This is a genomic window from Thalassospira sp. ABD4_177, assembly GCF_056160125.1.
Map to the genome: position 1 here is coordinate 568524 of NZ_JBSWWO010000001.1, position 24910 is coordinate 593433.

General features: G+C 48.7%; 22 protein-coding genes. 9 read left to right on the plus strand and 13 right to left on the minus strand.

Annotated features, from left to right (window positions below):
- The first annotated feature begins 15 nt into the window (after nucleotides 1-15).
- From ACXAF0_RS02690 to ACXAF0_RS02715, 6 genes are all read left to right on the plus strand, one after another.
- A complete protein-coding gene (locus ACXAF0_RS02690; RefSeq protein ID WP_475343433.1) occupies nucleotides 16-1290 on the plus strand; it encodes an ABC transporter ATP-binding protein in 1275 nt (424 codons plus the stop codon).
- 6 nt (nucleotides 1291-1296) lie between these two features.
- A complete protein-coding gene (locus tag ACXAF0_RS02695) occupies nucleotides 1297-2859 on the plus strand; it encodes a capsular polysaccharide export protein, LipB/KpsS family (protein WP_475343435.1) in 1563 nt (520 codons plus the stop codon).
- A gap of 250 nt (nucleotides 2860-3109) precedes the next feature.
- Nucleotides 3110-3805: an imidazole glycerol phosphate synthase subunit HisH gene (hisH, locus tag ACXAF0_RS02700; protein WP_475343438.1), complete on the plus strand. Its 696-nt coding sequence runs from the start codon at nucleotides 3110-3112 to the stop codon at nucleotides 3803-3805.
- Nucleotides 3806-3850: 45 nt separating this feature from the next.
- The gene (locus ACXAF0_RS02705) at nucleotides 3851-4603 is read left to right on the plus strand and encodes a HisA/HisF-related TIM barrel protein (protein WP_475343441.1); all 753 of its coding nucleotides are present in this window, start codon (nucleotides 3851-3853) and stop codon (nucleotides 4601-4603) included.
- A gap of 6 nt (nucleotides 4604-4609) precedes the next feature.
- Nucleotides 4610-5599, plus strand: coding sequence for a Gfo/Idh/MocA family protein (locus ACXAF0_RS02710; protein ID WP_475343443.1), 990 nt, complete (start codon nucleotides 4610-4612; stop codon nucleotides 5597-5599).
- On the plus strand, nucleotides 5596-7653 hold the full coding sequence (locus ACXAF0_RS02715; protein ID WP_475343446.1) for an aminotransferase class III-fold pyridoxal phosphate-dependent enzyme: 2058 nt from the start codon (nucleotides 5596-5598) through the stop codon (nucleotides 7651-7653). Before ACXAF0_RS02710 ends, ACXAF0_RS02715 begins: the two co-directional genes overlap by 4 nt.
- Before the next feature lie 198 nt (nucleotides 7654-7851).
- On the opposite strand, the gene ACXAF0_RS02720 is transcribed toward ACXAF0_RS02715, so the two are convergent.
- From ACXAF0_RS02720 to ACXAF0_RS02780, 13 genes are all read right to left on the minus strand, one after another.
- On the minus strand, nucleotides 7852-8964 hold the full coding sequence (locus ACXAF0_RS02720; RefSeq protein ID WP_475343448.1) for a glycosyltransferase: 1113 nt from the start codon (nucleotides 8962-8964) through the stop codon (nucleotides 7852-7854).
- A complete protein-coding gene (locus ACXAF0_RS02725) occupies nucleotides 8965-9918 on the minus strand; it encodes a glycosyltransferase family 2 protein (RefSeq protein ID WP_475343452.1) in 954 nt (317 codons plus the stop codon).
- Nucleotides 9915-10877, minus strand: a complete 963-nt coding sequence (locus tag ACXAF0_RS02730) for a glycosyltransferase family 2 protein (RefSeq protein WP_475343454.1) — start codon at nucleotides 10875-10877, stop codon at nucleotides 9915-9917. The genes ACXAF0_RS02725 and ACXAF0_RS02730 overlap by 4 nt, the downstream gene beginning before the upstream one ends.
- A 48-nt stretch (nucleotides 10878-10925) precedes the next feature.
- Nucleotides 10926-12140 carry a glycosyltransferase family 4 protein gene (locus ACXAF0_RS02735; RefSeq protein WP_475343458.1) on the minus strand — a complete coding sequence of 405 codons (1215 nt, stop codon included), beginning with the start codon at nucleotides 12138-12140 and terminating at the stop codon, nucleotides 10926-10928.
- Nucleotides 12128-13042, minus strand: coding sequence for a glycosyltransferase family 2 protein (locus tag ACXAF0_RS02740; protein WP_475343461.1), 915 nt, complete (start codon nucleotides 13040-13042; stop codon nucleotides 12128-12130). The genes ACXAF0_RS02735 and ACXAF0_RS02740 overlap by 13 nt, the downstream gene beginning before the upstream one ends.
- A gap of 30 nt (nucleotides 13043-13072) precedes the next feature.
- The gene (locus tag ACXAF0_RS02745; protein ID WP_475343465.1) at nucleotides 13073-13837 is read right to left on the minus strand and encodes a class I SAM-dependent methyltransferase; all 765 of its coding nucleotides are present in this window, start codon (nucleotides 13835-13837) and stop codon (nucleotides 13073-13075) included.
- 26 nt (nucleotides 13838-13863) lie between these two features.
- On the minus strand, nucleotides 13864-14547 hold the full coding sequence (locus ACXAF0_RS02750) for an acylneuraminate cytidylyltransferase family protein (protein WP_475343468.1): 684 nt from the start codon (nucleotides 14545-14547) through the stop codon (nucleotides 13864-13866).
- A gap of 26 nt (nucleotides 14548-14573) precedes the next feature.
- Nucleotides 14574-15941 carry a CDP-glycerol glycerophosphotransferase family protein gene (locus tag ACXAF0_RS02755; protein ID WP_475343470.1) on the minus strand — a complete coding sequence of 456 codons (1368 nt, stop codon included), beginning with the start codon at nucleotides 15939-15941 and terminating at the stop codon, nucleotides 14574-14576.
- Nucleotides 15942-15988: 47 nt separating this feature from the next.
- Complete coding sequence (gene neuC / locus ACXAF0_RS02760; RefSeq protein ID WP_475343472.1) at nucleotides 15989-17146, minus strand: UDP-N-acetylglucosamine 2-epimerase; 1158 nt, start codon at nucleotides 17144-17146, stop codon at nucleotides 15989-15991.
- Nucleotides 17147-17319: 173 nt separating this feature from the next.
- Entirely contained in the window at nucleotides 17320-18465 is a 1146-nt protein-coding gene (locus tag ACXAF0_RS02765) for an N-acetylneuraminate synthase family protein (RefSeq protein WP_475343474.1), read from the minus strand.
- 508 nt (nucleotides 18466-18973) lie between these two features.
- On the minus strand, nucleotides 18974-19891 hold the full coding sequence (locus ACXAF0_RS02770) for a class I SAM-dependent methyltransferase (RefSeq protein WP_475343476.1): 918 nt from the start codon (nucleotides 19889-19891) through the stop codon (nucleotides 18974-18976).
- A 275-nt stretch (nucleotides 19892-20166) separates the two neighbouring features.
- A complete protein-coding gene (locus ACXAF0_RS02775) occupies nucleotides 20167-20385 on the minus strand; it encodes a hypothetical protein (RefSeq protein ID WP_475343477.1) in 219 nt (72 codons plus the stop codon).
- A gap of 610 nt (nucleotides 20386-20995) precedes the next feature.
- Nucleotides 20996-21784 (minus strand): class II aldolase/adducin family protein, encoded by a 789-nt coding sequence (locus tag ACXAF0_RS02780; protein WP_475343478.1) that lies wholly within the window; start codon nucleotides 21782-21784, stop codon nucleotides 20996-20998.
- A gap of 163 nt (nucleotides 21785-21947) precedes the next feature.
- Between ACXAF0_RS02780 and ACXAF0_RS02785 the strand changes: the two genes are divergently transcribed.
- The 3 genes from ACXAF0_RS02785 (at nucleotide 21948) to ACXAF0_RS02795 (ending at nucleotide 24895) form a co-directional block, all read left to right on the plus strand.
- Nucleotides 21948-22904, plus strand: a complete 957-nt coding sequence (locus ACXAF0_RS02785; RefSeq protein WP_475343479.1) for an NAD(P)-dependent oxidoreductase — start codon at nucleotides 21948-21950, stop codon at nucleotides 22902-22904.
- Between the two features lie 126 nt (nucleotides 22905-23030).
- On the plus strand, nucleotides 23031-23729 hold the full coding sequence (locus tag ACXAF0_RS02790) for a TetR family transcriptional regulator C-terminal domain-containing protein (RefSeq protein WP_475343482.1): 699 nt from the start codon (nucleotides 23031-23033) through the stop codon (nucleotides 23727-23729).
- Entirely contained in the window at nucleotides 23726-24895 is a 1170-nt protein-coding gene (locus ACXAF0_RS02795) for a pyridoxal phosphate-dependent aminotransferase (RefSeq protein WP_475343484.1), read from the plus strand. Before ACXAF0_RS02790 ends, ACXAF0_RS02795 begins: the two co-directional genes overlap by 4 nt.
- Nucleotides 24896-24910: the final 15 nt, after the last annotated feature.

The window sequence follows — 24910 nt, forward strand, 5'->3', positions numbered from 1 at the left end:
GCCAAGGTTGCCAGAATGAAAAAATCAGCAATTGTCATCCGTGATATTGTAAAAGACTATCGCATTGGCGAGTATCATGGTGGAGGCATCGTAAACATTGCTGCAAACATCATTCGTAACAAAAGGCCGTTTGTACCGGACCGACAATTTCACAGGGCACTAGATGGCGTCAGTCTTGACATCAAGCAAGGTGAAGTTGTCGGGTTGATCGGGCATAATGGTTCTGGGAAGAGTACTCTTCTTAAGATACTTGCGCGAATTACAGATCCCACTCAGGGTCATGGTCGAATTGAAGGGCGAATTGCGCCGCTACTCGAAGTGGGTACCGGATTCAACCCTGAGCTTACCGGGCGTGAAAATGTTTATGTGAATGGTGCTCTATTGGGGATGTCGCGGGAAGAAATTCGCAAAGAATTTGACAATATCGTCGAGTTCTCCGGGGTAGGAAAATATATAGACACACCTCTAAAGCGATATTCAAGCGGTATGAAGGTGCGTCTCGGTTTTGCGGTTGCTGCTCATCTTAAGCCAGAAATTATGTTGGTGGACGAAGTACTCGCTGTCGGAGATGCTACGTTTCAAAGAAAGTCTGCTGAAAAACTCGCAGAGGTAAATAAAAGTGGACGTACGATCATTTTCGTAAGCCATCAGTTAGAGTTGGTGAAAAAGATTTGCACTCGTGCCATTCGTCTCGATCAAGGGCGTATTGTAGATGATGGTCCCGTTGATGATGTTATCTCGGCATACTTTTCATCTTTGCTCGGATCCGATGCGGCAGTGCGCGACCTCTCGCAAAGACCTCGTGATATAGGAACCGGGACTTTGCGGTTTACGAAAGCATCAATTTTGCAAAAGGATGCCAGCTCTCAGCATGAGAATGTCATTGTGGCTGGACGGCCAGCCATATTGAGCGTTTCTTGGCAAAAGCATTCGCCCGAACCAGTGAACTACGTAAATTTTGAAGCGTGGATACAGGATCTGGAAAACTCAAAGCTTGCCGTACTTTCAACGAAGCATATGCAGCAAATGGTTCGCAAAGTAGAAGGCGACGGCCAGGTTGTTTGCGTAATTGAAGATATCAATTTAGTTCCGGGGCGATACAAAATCAGATTGATTGCAAAGGAAAATAATTCCGGCTGGGCCGATTGCGTCGAGGACGCGGTAATTTTTGAAGTCGTACCGAGTGATTACTTTGGCACTGGCCAATCGACACATGGAAATGCGGTCATTCAGCTTCGTCACAGTTGGATTACCGACGATGCGGAACAAAAAATCGAATACTTGGATTAAGCTGGTATGAAACGAGTAATTATTCTCGGAGTTGGAGACGCATATTGGCTTGATCTCGTATCAACTTTGAAAAATGAGGCGGAGATTGACGTAGTGTTTTGGTCTGGGGCCAAATCACATCAACCCACCCTGTCAGATTTGTACCCAGATTGCATATTTCATGAACCGATACAGGATATGCTGATGCAGGGGCCGGCTCATGACATGGACTGGCCCTCTTTTATCATAGATAAGGAGTTGGGCGACTCTTTGGCTGTGGTAGAGCGAACAGCGCTGATGATGATGGACCGAATGGATCCAACTGGCGTCTCATTGCCGTTCCAGATGCGTAAACGTCACTTCAGACGTCTGGTAACTTTCTGGGGTGGGGTGCTAAAGGGGCTCCAGCCTGATCTTGTCTTGTTCCAGATTTCACCACACATGGTATATGACTATATTGTTTATGAGTTGGCCAAGTTTTTGGGGCTGCAAACACTGATGTTCGAAAGGTCTGGGTTGCCAGGACGTGCTTTTCTGACCGAAGAATATGAGAAACCTCCTCTGTACCTTGAGCGTGCCTATCAAAAGGCTCTTGAAATTACTGCAAAGCCGGGACGTTATGGGCAGGACTTTATTCAGCGTAGTGCAGGGATTAATCGGGACTCAACGGCGCCTCTTTTTGAGGCAAAAATGCGCCGATTAGGACTGAAGTCAGGTAGCTCCGCGGAAAATCTAGATTGCTTGAGCGTTTTTAAGCGCGAGATAACTCAACTGAAACACCTATTCCGTAGAAACGGACTAACAAGGCAAGATGTTTATTTCATTGCTTCAGGACAACGCCCGGAACACTCATCTATCTCATTTACTCGCCTTGTCTATTTGAGGTGGCTTGGTCGTCGGAAACAAGCTCGACTTCGAAGGAAGCTTAATGAACTTGCGATTCCCTTCACGTTTGACGATACGGTGCCGTATGTTCTGTTAATGCTTCATTATCAACCTGAGCGCGCAACCTTGCCTCTTGGTGGTATTTTCGCTGACCAAATTGTAATGGCACAGGCCCTCTCTGCTACTCTTCCAGATGGGTGGAAGCTCGTTGTGAAAGAGCATCCTTGGCAATTATCGCCCTATTCACGTGGCTTTTTGCAGCGTAGCGAAGAATTCTATGATGACCTGGCAGCGCTTGATAACGTGATTTTAGTCAACTCGAACGTGCCAACCGATACTCTTATCAACGGCGCAAAAGCTGTCGCGACGATAACTGGCAGTGCAGGATGGCAAGCCGTTTGTAGGGGAATTCCGGCTCTCGTTTTTGGTGCTGCATGGTACAAAATTTGTCGTGGCGTGTTTCCCATTAGAACAATTTGTGATCTTTCAAGGGCGATTAAGCATGTCACCGAAGGAATCAAAGCTTCTCCAGATGCGGTGGGAGCGTTTATTAGTGCAGTTGAAGAGGTCGCAATTCCTGCAGTTGTTGAGCCTAAAGGCGAAAATTGTCCGAATGTCAACCGTAAGGAAAATGGCCAGATTCTAGCAAAGGCGATTATTCGTTATTTCAATGAACAAGAGCAGAAAACGGAACATCTGGGGTAATTCATTGGCTAAACCCATCTTGGTTCAACAGGGTGATATCGTTGTACTCGTTGGGAAGTATATTTTGCTTAGCATAATGGCGAAACGCAGAAAACGTGTGGTGGCTTAGAGTTTTGATAAACTGAATGATTTCTGGTGTTTAGCCGCTTTAGTCATGTGATGGTTTTTGCTGTTTTCGTTATAAGCCAACCAGCTATTTCTTGAAATAGCGTCACCTTAGAGCTAATTTTGGTGTGGAGTTCGAGACATTGTGTTTTTAAGTCTCGATCACATTGAACATCCTTCAAGAAGCTCCTTCGAGCACGAGTGGTATCCTTTGACAGAGTTATCCATCATCAATTTCGGTATCGGAAATGTTCGTTCAGTAGCGAACGCCTTCGACCGAATTGGCGCTGACATTCGTGTGATAAGTAAACCGGAAGAGATTGTTAGCGCTGACCGTTTGGTTCTTCCCGGTGTGGGAAACTCCAATGCGATGCTGACTGAATTGCGTGAGAGGGGGCTTGACTTAGCGTTAAATGAGGCGGTGCAACAACGGGCAACCCCGCTACTGTCCATTTGTGTTGGGATGCAAGTTCTTGCTTCTCACTGCCACGAAACGGCTACGCAACCCGGGCTGGGATGGTACGATGGAGACGTGCGCCACATCAGCAACTTCCAGAAAGAACGGCTAGCTGTCCCTAATGTCGGTTTCGCTGACGTTGCACTAACAGAGCGATTCCCGTTTCGTGCTGCATTTAGAAAAATTCCAGTAATGTATTTTACGCACAGCTATGGTCTTCTAGCTTCGAAAGACGATGATGGGCTTTGTGGTACAGTGGACTACGGATGTTCTCTTGGCGTCTGCTATAGCAAAGAGACTTGGGTGGCAGTTCAGTTTCATCCAGAAAAAAGTCAACAAGACGGAGTTAAATTTCTTGAGGCTTTTTTGGACTGGGCACCATAAGAAAGCATAATTCAAATCCCTTAGTAGAAGACGCGTTAACTTATCGTGGCATACATACGAATTATTCCATCATTGCTTTTGTCAGGGAACAGGCTTGTAAAAGGCCGGTACTTTGAAGACCTTAAAGATGCCGGGTCCCCTGCGACAACTATTCGGGCGCATAATTTCCAAAACGCCGATGAGGTGATGTTGCTCGATATTGACGCCTGCCGCGAGAATAGGTGTCCGGAATTCGAGAAGCTTGAACCGCTTGGATATGAAGCAGAAATGCCTCTAACCATAGGGGGAGCGGTATCCTCATTGGAAGATGCTGAGGTGTTATTTTCTTCCGGAGCTGACAAAATAGCTATTGGCTCCGGCCTGTATCGTGATGTTGGGCTAGTTGGCCGGATATCGGAACGTTTCGGTTCTCAGGCCATTGTCGGCTGCCTCGATATTATAAAAACCGATGATGGCTACCGGCCCTTCGACTACCTGACGCGAACAACACATGATATCAATTGGATCGATTTGGCGAAGCGTGTTGTCGATGCCGGTGTTGGTGAAATACGCCTCATGCGTGCGGATCTTGAAGGGAGTAGGGCTGGAATGGATAGTCGCGCTTGGCTCGAGTTGCGTGAGGCGATAACCGTTCCGATCATCCTGGAGGGAGGTGCTTCCAATCTCGACGACGTTCTGGCGGTAGCCCAGAGTGGTGTCGATAGTTTAGCGCTTGGTACTATGCTGGTCTTTTCCGACAACAATATTGTTCAGATAAAACGGCATCTAAAAAATGCCGGTGTAAAAGTCAGGCTTTAGATCATAATGTTTCAGGACAAGGTTGCTGTCTTAGGTTTAGGTTCGATCGGCCTCCGACACGCAAAAAATGCGATGTCGCTGGGCGCACATACCTTTGGCTACGATCCCTCAGAAAAACAGTGTGAGATCGCAGCGAGAGCGGGACTAAATGTATGTAACAGTCGGGACGAAGCAATTAGCCAGGCTACCCACGTTGTAATAGCAACGCCGTCAATCCATCATGCTGATGATCTTGAGGCTTGCTTAGGGACTTCATCACGAGTTCTGGTGGAAAAACCACTTACCCACGATCCGGAAGGAATAAAGGTTGTACTCGATAGAGCGCAAGAAGCATCAACGGATGTGTTCTGTGGCTTTAATCTGCGGTTTCACGAAGTCGTTCGAGAGGCGAAAAAATTTCTTAATAGTGGGCAGGCTGGAAAAACTCTTTGGTGTTCAATTATTGCCTCAAGTGACTTGCGTGACTGGAGACCTGGGCAGGATATACGGCAGAATTACACAAACCATCCGGAGGCAGGTGGTGTTCTATTTGACTACAGTCATGAAATTGACTTGGCATACTATCTCTTTGGTTCTGGAAATCTTGCTTTTAGTCATATCTCTCAAAGCGGCATTTTGGATCTGCAAGTTGAGGATTTTGCGACTGTTGGAATTATTCATGACGCCGGCCCACTCTCAACGGTTCAACTTGACTACTGTTCAAAACCTGCGTGTCGTACTGTACTTATCAGAGGAGAACGCGCAACGCTCTCCCTTGACCTTATTGCCCGTGAATTTTCCGCTGTAAGCGCAGATGGACAACCTATCGCTACTTTCAGCGGAACAGAATGTTTTGATTTCGACTATGTAGCGGAAATGACGGCCTTTCTAGGGCAAGACCATTCTGCCGTAGTTCCTGCACGCGCCTCTGATGGATTGGCTGTCTCCAATCTTATCGTAAACGCACGCAAGGCAGGCCTTTTTCAAACTTTTCACTCGAAAGAGACTTACAAGTGATACAGTCCGAGAATACGCAAAATAAGGCTGTTGCTGTTATTCAAGCACGTATGGCCTCCTCTCGCCTGCCGGGCAAGGTACTTGAAGATCTTGATGGAAGACCTGTTTTGGGTTGGGTTGTCGAAGCGGCATCTCAAATCCCTGATATTGACGGAGTGATTGTTGCGACATCATTGGAAAAAGACGATGATTTGATCGCAGACTGGTGTGCTGGAAAAAATATAAATGTTGTTCGGGGGCCGTTAGATGACGTTCTAGCGCGTTTTGTGCAAGCGGCTTCTGAAACAAATGCGGATATCGTTTTACGCCTTACCGCTGACTGCCCGTTTTTTGATCCACATGTCGCGGGTCAAGTTCTTACGCTTCTGAAATATGCGGATGCTGATTATGCATCGAATACACAACCACCAACATGGCCCGATGGACTCGACTGCGAAGCTATACGCACTGATTCTTTGAGGCGAGCCCATGAAATTGCTGTTCGCCCCAGTGATCGAGAGCATGTCACGCCAGTTATCTACCGCAACCGCTCCCTATTCAATGTTGCAAGTCTACGTTCTCCAATTGCTGGTTTGCACAAGCTTCGCTGGACGATTGATACACCTAGTGATCTTTCGAGAGCACGACAGATGGCTAAAAAGCTCAAGCCTGGTAGCAGATTTTCGAAGACTCTCGAAATATCGCAATCTACAGGTGGGGGGAGTAGCGAGCTCCCCCCGCGTAATGAGGGGTTTGACCTTAGCAAAGCTGCCGAAGCAGCTCATCGTAATACATGCTTCGAACGCTCAAACGCTAGTTTTGAAACAACAACCCGGCGCATTCCGTTAGCTTCTCAAACGTTTTCAAAATCTCACCTTCAGCTTCCCGCCCCGTTTGCGCCGTTATTTGTGACGCATGGATTGAATGGCCGAATTTTCGATGTCGATGGAAATGAATACGTAGACATGATGATGTCTTTGTTGCCGGTGATTCTAGGTTACTGTGACCCAGACGTGGATGCTGCTATTGTTGATCAAATCAACCGCGGCATCATTCATAGTATGCCCACAGATCTAGAATACGAGCTGGCAGAGCTTTTAGCTCAAACCATTCCTTCGGCGGAACAAACGCGATTCGGAAAAAACGGCTCCGATGCAACCGCAGGAGCTGTTCGTCTCGCGCGTGCCATAACAGGTAAAGATCATGTTATTTCATGTGGTTATCATGGTTGGCAGGATTGGTATATCGGTGGCACTGCACGTAGTCTAGGTGTGCCCCAAGCAGTGCGAGACCTCATTCATATGGTGCCCTACAATGATTGTGAGGCGCTTGAACGAGAGTTGCTTCTTCACAAAGGGAACGTTGCGGCAGTTATCATGGAGCCCATGAATACGACATATCCTAATGCCGGGTACCTCGAAAGTGTGAAGCAGCAGGCGCATAAACATGATGCACTTTTGATTTTTGATGAGGTTATTACTGGGTTTCGCTTTGCCGCAGGAGGTGCACAAGAGCTTTTTGGTGTTGAACCGGACCTAACAGCATTTGGTAAGGGAATGGCAAATGGTATGCCATTGTCTGCTGTGACTGGGCCCGAGGACCTAATGAAAAAGTCGGAGGAAATTTTCTTCTCATTTACCAATGGCGGGGAAGCCCTATCGTTAGCGGCTGCTTTGGCGACGGTTCGCAAAATCCGCGATGAAAAGGTCCCGGAACGACTAGCGTTGAACGGCAATCTCTTGCTAAGGGCGGTAGAAAAAGAAGTCTCAGAAATCGGTCTTGATCAGGTAATTAGTTTCTCTGGCCATCCGTCGTGGAAAGTGATGACTGTAAAAGATCACCCAAATGCTCGCAAGGAAGCCATAAAAACGCTGTTGCTAAAAGAGCTTATCTCGCGCGGAGTTCTTTTTAGTGCAAGCCATAATATGTGTTTCTCTCATACTACATTTGACCTAGAGCAGGTGGTATTTGCTTGGAAGCATGCACTTCCAATACTAGCTGAAGAACTGGAAGCAGGGAATTTAGAGAAAAACCTTTCTTGTCCGATCATAGAGCCCGTTTTTAAAGTGCGTTAGAATAATATTAATTTAAGTAATTATTAATAATATTCACTGGAGCGTCTCTGTTATATTTGGAGGGAGTCGATTCAATAAGTGTTCCGATCCCTCATTGGGAAGGACTTGTTCTGTCTGTTCTTCAGATGCGCATTGTTTGCTGCTCAAGTCTGGCGCCCAAAATCAAATGTTTGGGAAAACTGAGACAAGTGTTTGTTCTTATACTTGTCGGTTGCTGGATACATCTCTCAAATTTAAAGCCAGTCGCCAACTGTCGATCCACGATTTAGGTGTGTATTTTTCAGTGATCTTCATCGCATTTTTAGATAGTTGATCGTGATTGGCTGTGTCTCTGACCGCATGAACAATCAGCTCTGCGAGAGATTTGTCCGAGGGGGGCATGTTTGATAGGTAACCGGTTGTGCCTGCATCAATAAGATCCGCGACTCCTGGCGTTGAGGAGAAACCTATCGGAATTGCGCCATGGGCCATGGCTTCGGCTTGCGCGTTTGGAAAACCTTCCCACTTTGACGGTTGGCAATACAGGGTTGCCTTGCCAAACCAGTCTGCCAAGTCTGCTGTTGAAGTCCTCAGATGAATTCGATTTGAGAAGCCACTTGATCTAATTTCTCTTTTTAGATCATTGGTGTATTCGCCATCTCCAATAATAACCAGCTGCCAATCTTCAATTTTCTGAAATGCTCGCGCGCAAGCACGGATCAGTAAATCAAATTGTTTTTGTTCTGAGTGTCGTCCTACAGCGAGTATGAGTTTCTCTCTAGGTAAATCTGTTTTCGAAATTGGAAAGACTGGATTATGAACAACAACAATACGATTTCGTAAATAGCGCGGATAGTCAGCTATATAGCTGGGAAACTGCACGGTAATACGATGTACAACAGACATAAGAAAGAAATTCAGGTTCCATTTTTGGGCGCGAATATACTTGTACATTGCTAGTGAGTTTCGTTCCGAGCAAATAATCCGAATACCACTTCCAAGCGAAGCAATAAGAAAGCGAATAAGAATGCCGTGATGAAAGCAGACCAAATAGTCGCACGGTACAGGACGAACTAGTGCTGAATGTATACGTCTAATCAATTCGATCCTCTCACGAAAGTGGATTCGTTTATGTGGTTGTGTTTGACCTACGCGATGCCAGACTACGCGCGAATCCAATTCAAAGAATGAAGTTGCGTTCGGAAGATCAAATGTAATTAGAGATACATCATGGCCTTCAGCTACGAGGGCGTTGGCTAAATAGCAGATGTTGCGTTCGATACCGCCTGCTGTTCCGTTTAGAGCGATTGTCCCAAGTGCTATTCGAGCCATTTAGTCAAACCTGCGCGTAATTTTATAGTCATGCAACAGCCGTCGGGGGGCTGTTTGAATAAAGTGTTTTAATGTCCATCTGGGATGTCGGACGAATAAATCAGTAACACAAAAGAAGGCGCGTAGTAGGTGGCCTGAGAAATAATAATATCTGAGTCGTTGCCAATTCTTAGCGTAATAGTATCTCTTCTTACTTTCCAGATAGGTCCGGTACTTTTCGACAACAGCAGTTTGACTTTCCAGCCAGGAACTTGGAGCTTTGTCGCTTCCCTGTGTAGCGTACTGTTCTATAAGAATTTCGGGGCAGCCAATGAAAGTGCCTTCAGAAAGTGCAAGGCGTATCCCGAAATCAATATCCTCACCTTTTCGCAAATTTTCATCATAAAACCCGATCAGATCGAAAACACGTTTTCGTGCCATTAGCGCACAGCTTGGCGTGCCGCTCCCGAAAAAGACGTCAGGTTTACGATCAAAGAAAAGGGTATAATCGATAAATTCTTCACCACGCGGGTGACGATGTCGCGAGCCAATCGCTTCAAACCGCTTTCTATAACCGTTTTCATAAATTTTTATGCGAGAGCCGTAACAGGCAACAATTGTGTCACCTGTTTCGTGTTCATACTCTGAAATGCGTTTGTATTGGGTGCTCAACCGATTAGGGTGGCTGACATCATCATCATCAAAGATTGCAACGAATTCTCCTCTTGCCTGTGAGAGTATGACGTTAAGCGCGCCAGGGAAGCCTTTGTTTTGGCTATTCTGGATGAATTTAATTTTCGAATGCTGGGCCGCATACTTCTCCACTATTGCTACAGATTCGTCAGTTGAATCGTCGTCAACGACGATGATTTCAAAGTTCGACCAATCTTGTTTAACTGCTGAGTCGAGAGCCCTAGATATCGTATCAGATGCATTGAAGCATGTTATGCCGATTGTGATCAGCGGATTATTCATTTGGGTTGCCTATGAAAATTTATAAAATGGAAATTGGTTTTAAAATTCTGTAATGAAAGTATCAAACGTTGAGCAGTTTTATTAGGGTGAAGCAGTATAAGCTTTAGAAAGATTGGTAAAATATTTATATAGTTCCTTTCAAAAACGGCCTTGCGAAAATTGAAAAAGCAAAGGGTGAAATCGTAAAGCCCTTCAGCCTCAAGAAAAGCGCGATGTTTCTCAATCATATAGAATTGGTTCCGCGACTCCTCGTTAATACTTTTATCGTTTGTCGCTGTCATGTGCTGGATAACAAGCGGGGCACTGATACCGACAAAATGGCCACCGCAAAGTGCCAGTCTGATGTTTAATTCTGTGTCTTCACTTCGTCTAAGCTGCGGGTCAAATCCACCCAGCTCAAGATAAACTTCTCTACGTGCCATTTGGCAACATGTTGGGCAGGCACCGGAAGCATTTTCTAGTCGATTACCTGATAGTATACGGCGAGCAAGAGCTTTGCCGCTTGGTGCGGGTTGGTCCAAAGCGGTTCCCATGGTTGGTTGTACATGTCTCTTGCCATCCGCATAAATAACCTCGCGAGCACTGTGGCAGATTACTGGAGAGTCTTGGCCATATTCCTGTTCATACTGGCATATTCTCTCGACTTGCTGAGAAACCCGCTCTGGTACGCTTTCATCATCATCATCGAAAAAGGCAACGAAGTCTCCTTTGGCCTCCTGAAGGATTTTGTTCCGGGTTACTGCGACTCCAACATTTGAGCTGTTGAAGAACAATAGGATTTCTGGATGTTTCGTTGCCAAACTGCGTAGAATAGCAGGTGTATTGTCGCTGGAGGCATCGTCAACCACAATAAGTTCGATTGGGCGCCAAGTTTGGCTCAAAGCGGACATAACAGCCCGCTCAATGGTATCGGAAGCATTAAATGCTGTAAGTCCGATGGTTACCAATGGTTTTGACATCTTTGAATGTTTTTCCATTTCCATACAACACAGGACTGGGTCTTAAAATTAAAGACAAGTGTCTATCAGGTGTTCCCATTGCTTCATCACATCGGATTTGCAATACCGCCTGGCAGAGGTGCGAGCATTTTTCCCAAGTTGCACGCGAAGGTATTTGTCGCACATCAGAGTATCAAGGCCTTTCGCCAAAGCTGTAGCGCGGTCCTTCGTATCGACAAGTAGGCCGTTGCACCTGTCGGATATTAATTCTCTATTTGCAGCAACGTCGTTGAAAGCAATAACGGGTAAACCACAAGACAGGGCTTCCAAGGTTACGTTTCCAAAACCTTCAAATCTGGATGAAAGTGCAAAAATCTGAGACAGAAGCATTGCTTCTGTAACATTTGTGGTGGGGCCTTTTAGAAAAACGCGATCCTGGAGACCTAGAGAGTGAATCTTCTTCCGTAGATCATCTTCCATAGGTCCGTCGCCGTAGATCCACAGCAACCAATCTCTATGGCGATCAGTTAGCTGAGAAAATGCCTCTATTAGAGTAAGTTGATCTTTTTGGAAATAAAGCCTGCCGACATTTAAAATAATCCGTTCCTTTGGCGAATTTTCAATGTTTGCTACCGTTTCGGGGAGGTCTACACCATTAGGAATAGCTATACAGTTCTTTTGCAGACGCTTCGGATATTTGTCTCGGAAATCGTTAATAAGAACTCTTATTTTGGTTGCTTTTGTTAGGGCATGATGAATTACATGACGGTCTATCATACAAAGATAGTGATGATAGAGGATTTCCGGCGGATTGTGTTCTGATGCTATTATTGGGATACCAGCCTTCGCGCTAGCTGGAATCATGTAGCGGTGAAAATGCGTCTTGAAGCTGATGACAATATCGGGTGCTAAAGTCTCGAGTGCGCGGGTTACGATGGGTATCTCTTTGCAATTTGCCGTTATATACCTTTTTAGGGCTAAAAAGTTTCTCGCTACGTTCGTCAAACATTTTGGCAACTGTTCTTTCAGTCGTTCGCGAGAAGCCTTTTTATCCTGATAGAGTAGACCATCAATCAGGCTCAGGCAGTGGCGCTCTATCTCTGAAGAAAGAGGGTAAACGGGAGAACCTGCTTCGTCCTTTTCAAAAGTAAGAACCGTTACACGATAACCAGCACCGACGAGGTGGTTCGCCAGATTGACAACTGTTCTTTCAACACCTCCGTGGATGCCATTTAACTCCTCTACAGCTAACAAAACGTGACAAGTGTTGGTCATGGCAGCCATTTAATCACGAAGTCTTTAAAAAGGATGTGAGGTGCTAGCAGTTTGGCGCAGATAACGAACCATACGCCGCCAATTCTTTTGCCTTTTGTGAAATAGAACTGTGCATATGTTGTCGCTAAAGCGGCCAAATAGGCTTTCTTACTTTTCAAGTAAGCCTGATGTTTTCGGCGCAACATCATATTGTAAGTCAGAGGTTTCGTGCCGGATTTATCCTCGGAAACGCTGACATGCTGCATTAGGAGTGGTTCATTGACAGCAATAAACCAACCATTTTTCATGGCAACACGCACTGCAAAATCCCATTCCGCTGACCTCCGGAAAGCGGTATCAAACTTGAAATCGTTAAATACAGAGCGAGAAGCCATCATTGTACCACTGCCGAGTGCACCCCAGACAAAATTCGTTGGACTGCGTCGCAAGAGAAGGTGATCTGCAACCAGTGAGCCATGTGGTTCAGGTGAAACATGACCAATGGCCTTTACCGTGCCATTTTCCACACCGTTTACAAATACGCGCCGACCCGTATAGCACACCACTGGTTCATTAGGTTTGGTGGAGCTAAAGTTAGTAATACGATTGTACTGCTTTGTTATCCTTGTCCGATCACTTTCGTCATCATCGTCAAAAAATGCAATATACATGCCTTTGGCATTATCGATGATTGTGTTGAGCGCCGCAGGAAAACCTCTGTTCTCCGGGTGTCGTAGCAATTTGATACGAGGATCGGATTCAATTTGGTTCAAGATGGTTCTCACCGAATCATCAGAGGACCCGTCGTCAACAATTACAATCTCAATGTTTGGCCAATTCTGAGCCTGAGCACTTTCGATAGCCCGGCTGATAGTATCAACTGCATTGAAGCATGTAATGCCGATAGTAATAAGGGTATTGTCCTTGTTCATTTTCTTTGAGCAGTCACGGATCAAATCCGGTCAGAGTTTTTGGTACAAAGCGACAAGGTGCTGCCCGCTTGATGCGTCGACTTTGTTTGCTGCTTCCCACGTCCTTTTCCATAACAATTTTCGGAGTGGATGAAACTCACCTTTGAAATAGCGGTTGTCACAAAGCCGGTTGTAAAGCTTGAGAAGCCCAAGGTCTCGATAGAAGTATTTTACCCATATAGGACGTAAGCCGCGTTCTTTAGGTCGAACATGCTTTTCGAGAAGCTGTGGGTCATAATGTCGATAATGTTTTTTGTTTAGCGGGACATTTGTGCTCGGAACAGTAAGGTAAACATAACCCTTTGTTTTGGTGCGTTCTACGAGTGTTGTAAGGAAACTATCGACTATATCATCAGGAATGTGTTCTAGAACCTCCATTGCCGTGACAGTTTCAAATTGAACATCGATGTCTGCGGCGTTTGCGCAACAAATGTCTGCGTGGTGAAGGTTGAATCCTTTGGCGAATTCTGTTGCAGGTTTGGACAAGTCAACGCCGGTTAGTTCTATGTTGCCGTCGATTGCACGTATCAAAGCTCCGTCTCCGCAGCCGACATCAAGCAACGTTGTGGGTTTCAGTCCTTCGATCGTCTGCTTGGTATAGAGTAGTAGGCAAAGATACTCAAAGCCCCAATGTAGTCGTCTCACGGTCGAACCAATGCCCTGATCGTCGAAGTGCGGCAGGTGATGGTATGGAAAATCGTAAAGCTTTTCCTGTTCGTGAAACACCATACTGTCTTCAGAAGATGTTTTTGTCATAGGTTTCTCCAATAGGAAGGGCCGGTTTATCGTGCGGCCCACAACAGTCTGGCAAGTTTGAGATCAAAGGCATCGTCTATATCAACTGAACTTTCCCGATCCATAATGTAGGGGCGCGTGTCACCACTATAGAAGGAGCCTGTATCGGTAAAAAAAGATGTTCTCAGAACGAGAATGGCGGGCCCATTTCGCGCATAGAAGGTCGGCTTTGATTGGCGCAACAAAGTAATTTTATTTGTACTATCATAGGCTTGTAGTCGACCATCTGCGGTTTGAAGCATTATGGACCCTGGAATGCAGTTGTGCGGCACTTCTACTACACTCACAACAGTATCTGCACCGGTGGTAGTTATGATCTCAATTGCATCATCTATGTGCTGTGTCCGGCGCAGTGGTGACGTCGGTTGTAGATAACATATATGTCCAATAGTGTGATCGGTGCGGATTGATCTGATGGCATGGTTGATGACGTCCGCAGCCGGACTTTTGTCATCGGCATATTGCGTCGGCCTTTTAAGTGGAATTGCACCATACTTTTCAGCGGCAGCTAGGATATCATCATCGTCAGATGTTACAAAGACTCGGTCGAGTTTACTATCGAGAGCGGTTTCAATCGTTCTAGCTAGCAGAGGCTTGCCTCCAAAATCTATGAGATTTTTGCCCGGTATACCTTTGGATCCTCCCCGCGCGGGGATCAGTCCTATGATCATGCGCTTTTGCCCTAGTTTTGAGACCGCTACTGTTGGCAGGCTAATATCGCCCTAGCCATGCGATTGGCGCTTCTTCCATCGAGCGGTTCCAGATGAAGTCGTCTCAATGTTTCCCGTTCTTTTTTTAGATAGGTGGGGTCCGTCGCGAACCGCCAGATTTCTTCGTGCAAGGCTTCTTGTGTCTCTGCCAGAGGAATAGCACCGGTTTCAAGTACCGCTGCAAGGTGTTCATATTGATATCGGATATCAGTTCCGTGCTGCACCGAACCACTTAGTGTATCGGCTAGGAAGACCGTTGGCCTGTCAAGTGCTGTGGCATCAAGTGCTATTGTGCCTCCCGATGTGAGGACAATGTCAGACATCATGATCTGATCTCGTAACAACCTGAGATCGTCCAGTTGTTTATCGGCAAAGGTAAAACGCGGATTATCAATAAAACTGCGAAAACGATCTCTAGCAGTCGTGTCCTTTGGGTGAGGTCGGAGAATAACATGCAGGTTTAGTTCTTCGGCTTTGTCTGCCAAGAATCGAGCCACATCTGGCTCGTGCTTTCCTAGGCGTTCGGAATACAGGCCAAAAAGTACCACCGTTTTGTCTAGGGTGATCCCGGTTTTGTTTCGGAAAGCTGTAGTCTGGTTCTTGCTTGGGCGGTCAGCATAGCAATCCATTTGAGCCCACCCCGTAACACTGATCTTGTCGGAAAGAACCCCGTGCCATTTACTGATACGTTCTTTCATCCATGAGCTTTGCACAACATATGTTTCTAAGTCTTGTGGTAATGGTCCCTTCGTCGTTGGTTGATCCCAACTCATGACTATCCCTGCGACTGACGTTCCCATTTTCTGTGCAGCACGAATTAAATCATGTTGTCCAGCAGACTGAGCCTGACCAAGTACGAGTATGTCTGGCTCGAAATCATACAATTCAGTCATACTGTTGGACTTGGTTGCGAATGAAGACCAGTAAAGACGTGATAAAATGTTGTAGATCAACTTCGACTTGGGAAAAGGAAAGCCGTACCGTCTCGCTACATAGTTTCCAGCCAAAATTTCATGTTTTTTTAACTTTTTCGTTAATTTTGACTTTTCACGATGCGCTACAAAGTTGTTTATCTCGTTGAACCGATATGCGAGAGCTCTATAGCCAAAAATTGGGCATATGATCTGGGCACAGTTGAGGATTCGATCGCTGTGCCTCCTAGTCAGACTTGGGAGTTCACGGAATTCAACCTTAGTTATCCTAGTGTTGCCGAGGAACCTTTTAATAATTGGTCTAGGCGCAAGGCACCGTATTTCTGCGCCTTGCTGCAGTATTTCCATGACACCGGTCTGAATTATATTTCGTGCTGCCATGTAGTTTGGCAGCACGAACAATATTTTGGTTTTTTGGGGCATGGATTTCCGAAGATCGCTAGAAGGCGAGAAGCTGAAGTGGTCTCAATTTAGTATGTCATTCGTTTTTCGATCTGGATATTGGTGCGAGCGAGAATGTCTGCAATTTGTTTCGCGGCTCGCCCAGTCCCGTAAACGGGTTCCATTTTGGGGGTGTATTCGTTCATACGATTCCAGATCGCATTTACAATGCTCTCACGATTATTTTCAGCATCAATCACATTGCTACCCCGCTCGCGATTGACTTGTCGGTTTCCGATATTTACCGAAGGTGTTCCGATAAACGCACCCTCACGGATCGCGCTACTCGAGTTCCCAACTTGACATACAGTTTTCCGCATTAGCCAAGTGTAGTGATCAATCGAAAGATTCTTGAAGAAGTGCATATTCAGCTCACCATTGTTCTCGCGGTATTTGCGGATTCCGCGTGATACGTTTTCGGAGCCAGCATCTGCATTCGGCCACAGAACAATTGTTGGCAAGCCAATCTCTGCGACTGCATCTAGCGTCGTTTTAATTTGTTGCTCGCCATCCTCATACTCGTAAGTCACTGGATGTTGGGACACCAAGATAAATGGTTTGTCGGGGTCGACATGTCTCCCAACGCCGTCTTTGCGACAAATTTCCTTAAGTCCCTCGGGTTCCGGGCCTTCTAGTATCTCTGCAACAAGGTCAATACGTGGGCAGCCCACCATATGAATACGGTGGTTTTCCTCTCCCATGCGCCGGATACGTTCCGCAGCATCATTACTTGCTGGAAAATGGAGATGTGAGAGTTTGGTAATAGCATGGCGAACGGTCTCGTCAATATTACCGCTTACTTCGCCACCCATTGTATGGACTAGTGGTATGTTCAGATAGCTTGCGGCCAGCGCCGTGCTCATGGTCTCGAAGCGATCTCCAATAGTGACCACAGCATCTGGTTTCATATTGTCCAGTGTGGTCGAAAGCTCAATCAGTCCAAGCCCGGTTGACTTGGCCATGGTGAGAGGGGTCTCCCCCTCTACAAGCATAAAAACGCGCGCATCAGTTTGGAAGCCGTCGGCTGCTATTTGGTCTTCTACATTCCCATATCGGTCAAGAAGCGCAGAGGCGCCGACAATGACTTTCAGTTCTAGATTTTCATGCGTTTTTATTGCGCGGCAAATTGACTTCGCAGAGCTGTAGTTTGCTCTGGATCCAATTACCACGCAGATTTTTTTCGTCATTCTATTCTTTCTTCCCGTCTTGCGCCAATGGTCGGTTCACGTTCGATGCATGAATATGTTCACGCAACAATGTCTACCCTGTAGCAGGGTGCTGCACAATGGTATGATCTGTTTGATTTACATCGCCCAAAGAGAGCTCTTTAAATCACCGCCATGCCTAGTATACCACGTTTTCAGTCTGAAATATCATTCTCGGTAAGCAGATAATCTGCCGGAAGAGCGTTTACTGCTTTTCTACCAAGCATTTCGTTGAATTTTCTGGCTGGAATTCCAGACCCTGGTTTTTTTGTTGTAATATTGTCACGGGAAAGAATCTCTCCTGCTTGCAGCGCGTGACGTGTTACTATGCTTTTTTCGAACACACGTTTCATTTCTGTGTATGCTGAAACATCGTCCTTATCAGTTCTTACGTTCAGCATTCGGGTAATCTCCCGGATGCCATGTACCATGGAGCCAAATGTTTCAGGCTCTGCAGCGTTTGCAGCATCCGATCCATACATTGCTCGGCTAAAAGTTAGATGTTTTTCAACAACAGTGGCTCCAACCGTCACAGCTGCCAAAGCTGCAGCAATGCCATCTGTATGATCAGAAAAACCGACAGGTAATCCATAGCGCTTCATCATTTCGCTAATCACATTGAGTCCAACCTTTTCTGGCGGACAAGGATAAGCGGAAGTGCATTGCATAACTGTAAGTTCGGATGAGCCTTTCTTCAGAATTTCAACTGCTTCATCAAGTTCGGCCCAATCACTCATTCCTGACGAAAGGATAACAGGTTTTCCTGTATGTGCGACGGCTTCCAACAAGGGAGTGTTTGTTACTTCTCCAGAAGCAATCTTGTATGCGTCGACACCAACGTCCTCCAGAAGATCAACCGCCTCAACCGAGAATGGAGAGGATAAAAACTGGACTTTGCATTTCTCGCATGTAGTTCGAAGATCTATCCATTGTGCTCGTGTAAATCCGGTTCGCTCGAAATAGGAGTATCTATCCTCCCCGGAAAAATAAGACGGCGATGGTGCCGTGCGCGTTGTTTCAGCCTCAGCAATATGGGTTTGAAACTTAACCGTGTCAGAACCGAGTGTGGCAGCGAGTTCGATAAGTTTTACGGCGTTTCCGAAACTGCCGTCATGGACCGATCCGATTTCGGCTATGATCTGGACATGGTTGTTCATTTGCTTCATCTCTTCAGTCACTGGTCTTTCGCAATCAACGGATTCGAAGGCAGCAAAAGCTTTAATATTTTTCGTTCGCTTAGACAAAAAAATACCATTGCGTTTCGGGGCCTGGGTCGTCCGCCTGCCAAAGGTTAATCTCATCTTCGATATCATGCATTGTCTAGATGGGCAAAGCTCCATTCAGCAAAGGGTTTAGTGCTGCGGATCCGGAAGACGAGATTTCCTAAAGCAAACAAACTTTATGTTGAAGTATGCAGTAGTTTTAGATGTTGACTTCGGAAGACTTTGCCGATGGTGGCGGATGTGAGAGCAGTTTTTTGCTCTCGGTTAGATCGTTCGAGGCGGGAAAGCGAGAAATGCTCTCTATTAGGTTGCAACCTCCGCCGAGGTTCCGTGGCATTGAAGGGATTAGACTGTTTGAAAATGTCAAGGAATTGTTAAGATGTGTTCAGGTTGATGGCGGGTCGTCTTTGTGAGAATGCGAGGTTTGTCAATTTATGGCTTTTTGTGATGATAGGGCATCTTCTCAGATCTTTCACCAAACAAATAGCTGTTTTATTTAATCGCCTTTTACGAGGCCAAAGTATAAAACACCCCGCAACCAAGGGCTGCGGGGTGTTATTGTTTTTGATCTGAATGGTGATCGACCCTAGACCGGCACGCCGCGAATGACCGCCACTTCGTGATAAAGCGGCACATTCGGATCCTTGTTGATCATTTCCTGGGCCTTGGTGGCCGAAAGCGGTTGTTTGCCTTCCGGGTCGCCATAGAATTTGCAGACCAGCTGCTTTTCAAGCCCGGTGCCACTCAGCGCCTTTTCGAGCATCACAAAGAACGAGATATCCGTGCCGGCATGTTGCAGCACGATTTTCGATGCGATTTTCTCTGGGCGATAGCCATTGGCTTTAAAGCACTCGCAAATGATTTCGGTGCCGATGCGGCAGCCGAAATTCATTACCAGTTCGGCCTGCGGCGCATGTTCGCGAATACGGCGCATCAGGGCCTCGTTCAGGCCAAGTCCGACCGAATTATACGGATACTCGTCAAACAGGCTCCAGGGATAGTAATGCGCGATGTGATCTTCGGCCTCATCGCCGGCCCCCTCGGCCAGTTCAATCGATTGTGCTTCGCGAAAGGCGGTCAGGCGTTCGTCACTGGGTTCGCCCACCTGTGGAATGCAGGCGATCACCACATCGGTCTTGCCGACTTTTTCGCGTGCCTCGTCGGTATCGACAAGGCTGACGCTGCCATGGACCGGTTTGAAATGTTTGGCATGTTCGGGGGACAGGCTTTTGATATTGCGCTCTGCCAGAACCACAAGGCGGGGATCAAGATCGCTGCCATAAACGGTGGCCGCCCCGCAATTGCGCAAAATGAACGCCACATTGATGCCCGTCCCGACACCGACCTCATAAACGGTCTTTCCCTTCAGGTTGGACCGTGCAAGGCCTTCCTGAAAGGTTTGCGTCCACGGATCATCGGGATCAAAGGCAAAGTCGGGTCGTTCGGGGTCACTTTCGTATCGACTGGGTGTCTCGCTGCTCTCGTCAGTGGGATCTTCTAACATGGTGCTTCCTATTATCTTGCGCATCAGCCGGTCGCGGGACACAAGCGGGCATGTCAAAACCACCAAAGGACGTGGCGACAAGGCAACCAGATACTTTGGCGTGACAGGCCCGTGTGGCGGGCAGCCGTGATCGACACCCCTGTGCCGATGCGCAGTTCTTTATTTTAGGACCGTCGCGCCCACTTCAAAGCGACGGGATGCCCTTTTGGCATCATGGACGGGAAAGTTTGCCGGCAACGATGTGCCGGCATGGGCAAGGCGCTGCTTGGCGCCGCTCAGTTTAGCGTGGCAAACTGTTTTGCATCACTTGCCAGCTGAACCTCTTCGGCCAGTGGACCAAGCGAGTCCGCCAGACGTTCACAATTGCAATCTGATCCGACCAGAACATTGAGCGGGGATGCGCCGTCTTCACGACCGACCAGTGCCTGCATGATCCGCAGAAGGGTCGGGGCCGGGGACAAACCGTTACAATCAATTGTGTTCGATACTTGCATGTGTCTTCTCCTTGTCTGGCGAGCAGGAGCTTCGGCACACCGCCGGGGACGGTAAGAAATGCCGCAGCATGACGTGTTCCCAATGCCCACATCAAATGCGGGCAGACGAACAGAAACACTTTCGACCTTTGCGCGATCCCAGCATCAAGCCACCCTTGGGCGGCGTCTCTGGCGTGACAGGCGACCTGATCAAAAGGTCAACGCTGTCGGCTGGGCGGTCTCGAGGGTCAATTTTGGCAATTAACCCGTTTTGGCCTTAAACTTCGTATCGCATTGCGACTGTCGCGCATCAGCACAAGTCATTATTTTCAATGCGGTAGGTCCCAAAATCACCTTGCGTGATCGCTGTTCGAACCCTGACCAAAACACACCGGAAAATTCTCCGGATCGACCTTGTTGAATTCAATCGTAGCAGTCGGCGGGAGGGTGTCAAGCAGCGATTTGATTATCTTTTGCGCAATTCACCCCGAAGATTAAATTTTAATCACAATTCTCCCCTGTTCCGGTCCACGGACTTGGACCGGTCCGACGGTGGTGTCAAAAATGTGAAAACCCGCAAGCATTTACCGCGCCTGCGAAAGCGCGGACTGCAGTGCGGTGGCGTGATACTCTAGGCGCGGAAACCGGGGTCCAGTCGGTCGGCAAGGCGCATTTGTGCGTCCCATTCCAATGCAACATCCCCGTCGTCATAGGCCATCTGGCTGAACTGATCGGAAACGCGTTTGATGATGGTGTCATCAATGGCCCGAAGCGGGCGCCCCATCGCCAGTGTGGATTCTTGAATCTCGCACGCCCGGTTCAGATAAAACATATTGGAAAACATCTGCCCGGCGGTCGCACCCACGGTCAAAAGACCATGGTTGCGCAGGATAAGCGCGATGTTCGTGCCAAGCGCTTCAACGATTCTCTCGCGTTCATCAAGATCAAGCGCGATGCCTTCGTAATCGTGATAGCCGATCTGACCATAATACTGCAGCGCGATCTGGTTAAGCGGCATCAGACCTTCTTCGAGGCAGGAAACGGCAAATCCCGACCGTGTGTGGGTATGCATCACCCACGCGGCATCATGGCGCCCGATATGCACGGCACTGTGGATCGTAAAGCCGGCCGGGTTCACCCGATAGGGGCTGTCTGCGACCTTGTTGCCATCGACATCAATCTTGACCAGCGAGGAGGCGGTAATTTCCTCCCACATCAGCCCATAGGGATTGATCAGAAAATGTCCCGGCTCGCCCGGCACCCGGGCCGAGATGTGGGTATAGATCGTGTCCGTCATCTTGTAGTGCGCTGCCAACCGGTAACAGGCGGCAAGCTCGATACGGCACTGCTTTTCAGCATCGCTGATTTCGGTGTCGCTCATGACGCTGGTGTCGGCGTCCTTTTGTGTCGCGATATGCATCCCGGACTCCATGGATCTGATCAAACGGCTTTACTCTTTGATATACACTTGTTTAACTGAGGATGAAACCAAAGCGCAAATTTTCTTGTGTTGGTGCCCGTAAACCGGGTGCGCCACGCGGGATTAGAAGCGCAGAAAATGACTGTTCAGGGGGCTTTGACTGATGGCGGCGGCAGAACCGATTTACGGTGTTCTACTTAGCGATTCGATGGATCTGAAAAGCTATTATTCGCTTGATTTCGGGGACGCGGCCCCGGATGTCCGCCTTCTTAATCCCGATGAAGTCACCAACCCGGATCTGATCCGTTTCGCCGTGTGCTGGCTGCCGGGACAGGTGGCCTTTTCGCCCTATCGCAATATCGAAATGGCGATGTCGGTCGGGGCCGGGGTGGATGATTTGCTCAAACATCCGGGCTTGGGCAAAGACATCGCGATTTGCCGAGTCCGTGATCCCAATCAGGCCGATCTGATGGCGGGCTACGCGGTGCATGAAGTCGTTCATGTCGAGCGCGGCTTTGCCCAGATGCAGCAAAACCAGGCCAGGGCAGAATGGGCGCCCCCGGCGATTCGCCCGCCACGTGATCTTAAGGTCGCGGTACTCGGCCATGGCTCCATGGGGGCTGCGGTGGTTCAGGCGTTGGCGGCTTCGGGCTTTAGTGTTTCTGTCGCCTGCCGACGGGACCCGAGCGATCCGGTCGAAGGGGTAAAGTATTTCACCGGCGACGACTCGGTACTGCAATCGGTGGCCGGGCAGGATGTGGTGATCAATGTTCTGCCACTAACGGCTGAGACCGAAGATGTCCTGAATGCCGACCTGTTTTCCAAAATGGCCAAGGGCGGCTGGCTGATCCAGATCGGGCGCGGCGAACATCTGGTTGAGGATGACCTTGTTGCCGCCCTTGATAACGGACAGCTTGCCGGGGCGACCCTTGATGTCTTTCGCACTGAACCGTTGCCGTCCGATCATCGCTTCTGGGCGGATCCGCGCCTGCGTATCACCCCGCACATCGCCAGTGATACGACCCCGCATATCGTTGCAGAGCAAGCCTTGCAATCGGCGCGTGAACTGCATGCCGGCAAGTCGCTCAGCCTTGCTGTCAGCCGCGGTCAGGGCTACTGACCGCCGCGTTTGACTGGACTGCATGAAACTGCGGGCTTGAAACAAAATTGAAATTATTCAATTGTATAACAAGGTGCCGTCCGGATGATGTCGGCACGCGCCCCATCAGCCATCCGGGAACCGGGAATGAGCCGAAAAACATTTCAACGTCTGTCGCTTGATGTGCGCCGCCGCAGTTTGATGGAGGCAACGCTGACCTGTGTGGCCCGCTATGGTCTGCACGGGGCATCGGTGCGCCGGATTACCGAAGAAGCCGGGGTCACTGTCGGGTTGGTGCGCCACTATTTCGGCAGCAAGGATGACATGATCCGCAATGCCTATGCCTATCTGGTCGGGCAGCTGACAGCACAGGCCAGTGAAAGTGCGCGTGCGACCGAAGGCACACCCGAAGCCAAACTGGCAAGCTTCCTGCGCGCCAACATGACCATGCCCAACATGGACGAAGAAACCGTGTCGCTTTGGGCAACCTTCATTGGCCGGGTGCGTCACGATCCGGGCTTTGCCGAAATTCACCGCGATGGCTATCGCGAATTTCTCAGTGCCCTTGAAACCCTGATCGAGCCGGTCCTGATCCATCACGGCTGCCCCTACAGTGTTGCGATTTGCCGCAACCATGCGATTGCGCTCAATGGTCTGATTGACGGGCTCTGGATGGAAGGGGCGCTCAATTCCGGGCTGTATGCCCAGGATATCCTGCCTGATCTGATCACGGGTGCTGCCGAACGCCTGCTTGAATTGCCCGCCGGGGCGCTGTCTGCGTCCGAACTTGCACTGCATTCCGCCCAACATCCCACCCACCCCGAACAACAAAGTAAGCCGTCATGAGATATGCGAAAATTACCGACCGTCTTGCCGAACTGGGCGGGGCGAAATGGGCCGTTCACAACACCGCACGCGATCGCGAAGCCGAAGGCGCGAAAATCATCGAGCTGACGATTGGCGAGCCCGATATTCCCGTCGATCCGGCCCTGATTGACGCCTGCGAGGCTTCCATGCGCCGTGGCCGCACGCATTATTCCAATGGCCGGGGCGAGGTCGGCCTGCTCGATGCGCTGGTGGAAAAATACAAACCGGTCTGGCCCGAAATTACGCCCGAAAACATCCTGTGTTTCCCGGGCACGCAGACCGCCCTTTATACCGTCATGACTGCGCTTGTGGATGCCGGGCAAGGGGTGCTGGTCGGCGATCCCTATTATGCGACCTATGCCGGGGTGATTCGCGCATCCGGGGCCGAATTGCAATCCGTTCCGCTGTCGATTGAGCATGGCTTTATCATGCAGCCCGATGATTTGCGCGCCGCGATCACCAAGGACAGCCGCGTCTTGCTGCTCAATACGCCGCACAACCCGTCGGGCGCGCTGCTTGATCGTGCAACGCTGGTCGAACTTGGCAAGATCGCCATTGAACATGATCTGTGGATTGTCTGTGACGAGGTCTATGAGGATCTGGTGTTTGAAGGCACCTTTGCCTCCCCGCTTGAAATCGCAGAGCTGCGTGATCGCACCATCGTCACGTCCTCGATCTCGAAAACCTATGCCGCCACCGGTTTTCGCAGTGGTTGGTGCGTTGGGCCGGAAGAACTCTGCACCAAGGTGCTGCCGATTTCCGAAACCATCCTGTTTGGCAATCAGCCCTTCATTGCCGATGCGACCGAGGTTGCCCTTCGCGGCAATTTCGATACCGCCAAACGCATGTGCAAAAGCTACGCCGCACGCGTCGACATGATCGAAACGGAACTGGCCGGCTGCACCGTCCTGAAACCGGGCAAGGTATCAGGCGGAATGTTCGCCATGATCGATGTTGGCGGAACCGGCATGAATGGCGAAGAATTCGCCTGGGGGCTTCTTGATGATCAAAACGTCGCGGTCATGCCCGGCGCATCCTTTGGCGAAAACGCCAAAAACCTGATCCGCGTGGCGCTGACCGTGCCTGACGAGGAACTCCGCGAAGCCGTCAAACGCATCCGGGCCTTCGCCGAAAAATCGGCCTAAAGTAAAGGCCCGGAG

Coding starts and splice junctions, on each gene's coding strand:
- ACXAF0_RS02690 (WP_475343433.1), top strand. CDS start 16: ATGAAAAAATCAGCAATTGTCATCCGTGATATTGTAAAAGACTATCGC.
- ACXAF0_RS02695 (WP_475343435.1), top strand. CDS start 1,297: ATGAAACGAGTAATTATTCTCGGAGTTGGAGACGCATATTGGCTTGAT.
- ACXAF0_RS02710 (WP_475343443.1), top strand. CDS start 4,610: ATGTTTCAGGACAAGGTTGCTGTCTTAGGTTTAGGTTCGATCGGCCTC.
- ACXAF0_RS02720 (WP_475343448.1), bottom strand. CDS start 8,964: ATGGCTCGAATAGCACTTGGGACAATCGCTCTAAACGGAACAGCAGGC.
- ACXAF0_RS02725 (WP_475343452.1), bottom strand. CDS start 9,918: ATGAATAATCCGCTGATCACAATCGGCATAACATGCTTCAATGCATCT.
- ACXAF0_RS02730 (WP_475343454.1), bottom strand. CDS start 10,877: ATGTCAAAACCATTGGTAACCATCGGACTTACAGCATTTAATGCTTCC.
- ACXAF0_RS02735 (WP_475343458.1), bottom strand. CDS start 12,140: ATGGCTGCCATGACCAACACTTGTCACGTTTTGTTAGCTGTAGAGGAG.
- ACXAF0_RS02740 (WP_475343461.1), bottom strand. CDS start 13,042: ATGAACAAGGACAATACCCTTATTACTATCGGCATTACATGCTTCAAT.
- ACXAF0_RS02745 (WP_475343465.1), bottom strand. CDS start 13,837: ATGACAAAAACATCTTCTGAAGACAGTATGGTGTTTCACGAACAGGAA.
- ACXAF0_RS02750 (WP_475343468.1), bottom strand. CDS start 14,547: ATGATCATAGGACTGATCCCCGCGCGGGGAGGATCCAAAGGTATACCG.
- ACXAF0_RS02755 (WP_475343470.1), bottom strand. CDS start 15,941: ATGCCCCAAAAAACCAAAATATTGTTCGTGCTGCCAAACTACATGGCA.
- neuC (WP_475343472.1), bottom strand. CDS start 17,146: ATGACGAAAAAAATCTGCGTGGTAATTGGATCCAGAGCAAACTACAGC.
- ACXAF0_RS02765 (WP_475343474.1), bottom strand. CDS start 18,465: ATGAGATTAACCTTTGGCAGGCGGACGACCCAGGCCCCGAAACGCAAT.
- ACXAF0_RS02770 (WP_475343476.1), bottom strand. CDS start 19,891: ATGTTAGAAGATCCCACTGACGAGAGCAGCGAGACACCCAGTCGATAC.
- ACXAF0_RS02775 (WP_475343477.1), bottom strand. CDS start 20,385: ATGCAAGTATCGAACACAATTGATTGTAACGGTTTGTCCCCGGCCCCG.
- ACXAF0_RS02780 (WP_475343478.1), bottom strand. CDS start 21,784: ATGCATATCGCGACACAAAAGGACGCCGACACCAGCGTCATGAGCGAC.
- ACXAF0_RS02785 (WP_475343479.1), top strand. CDS start 21,948: ATGGCGGCGGCAGAACCGATTTACGGTGTTCTACTTAGCGATTCGATG.
- ACXAF0_RS02790 (WP_475343482.1), top strand. CDS start 23,031: ATGAGCCGAAAAACATTTCAACGTCTGTCGCTTGATGTGCGCCGCCGC.
- ACXAF0_RS02795 (WP_475343484.1), top strand. CDS start 23,726: ATGAGATATGCGAAAATTACCGACCGTCTTGCCGAACTGGGCGGGGCG.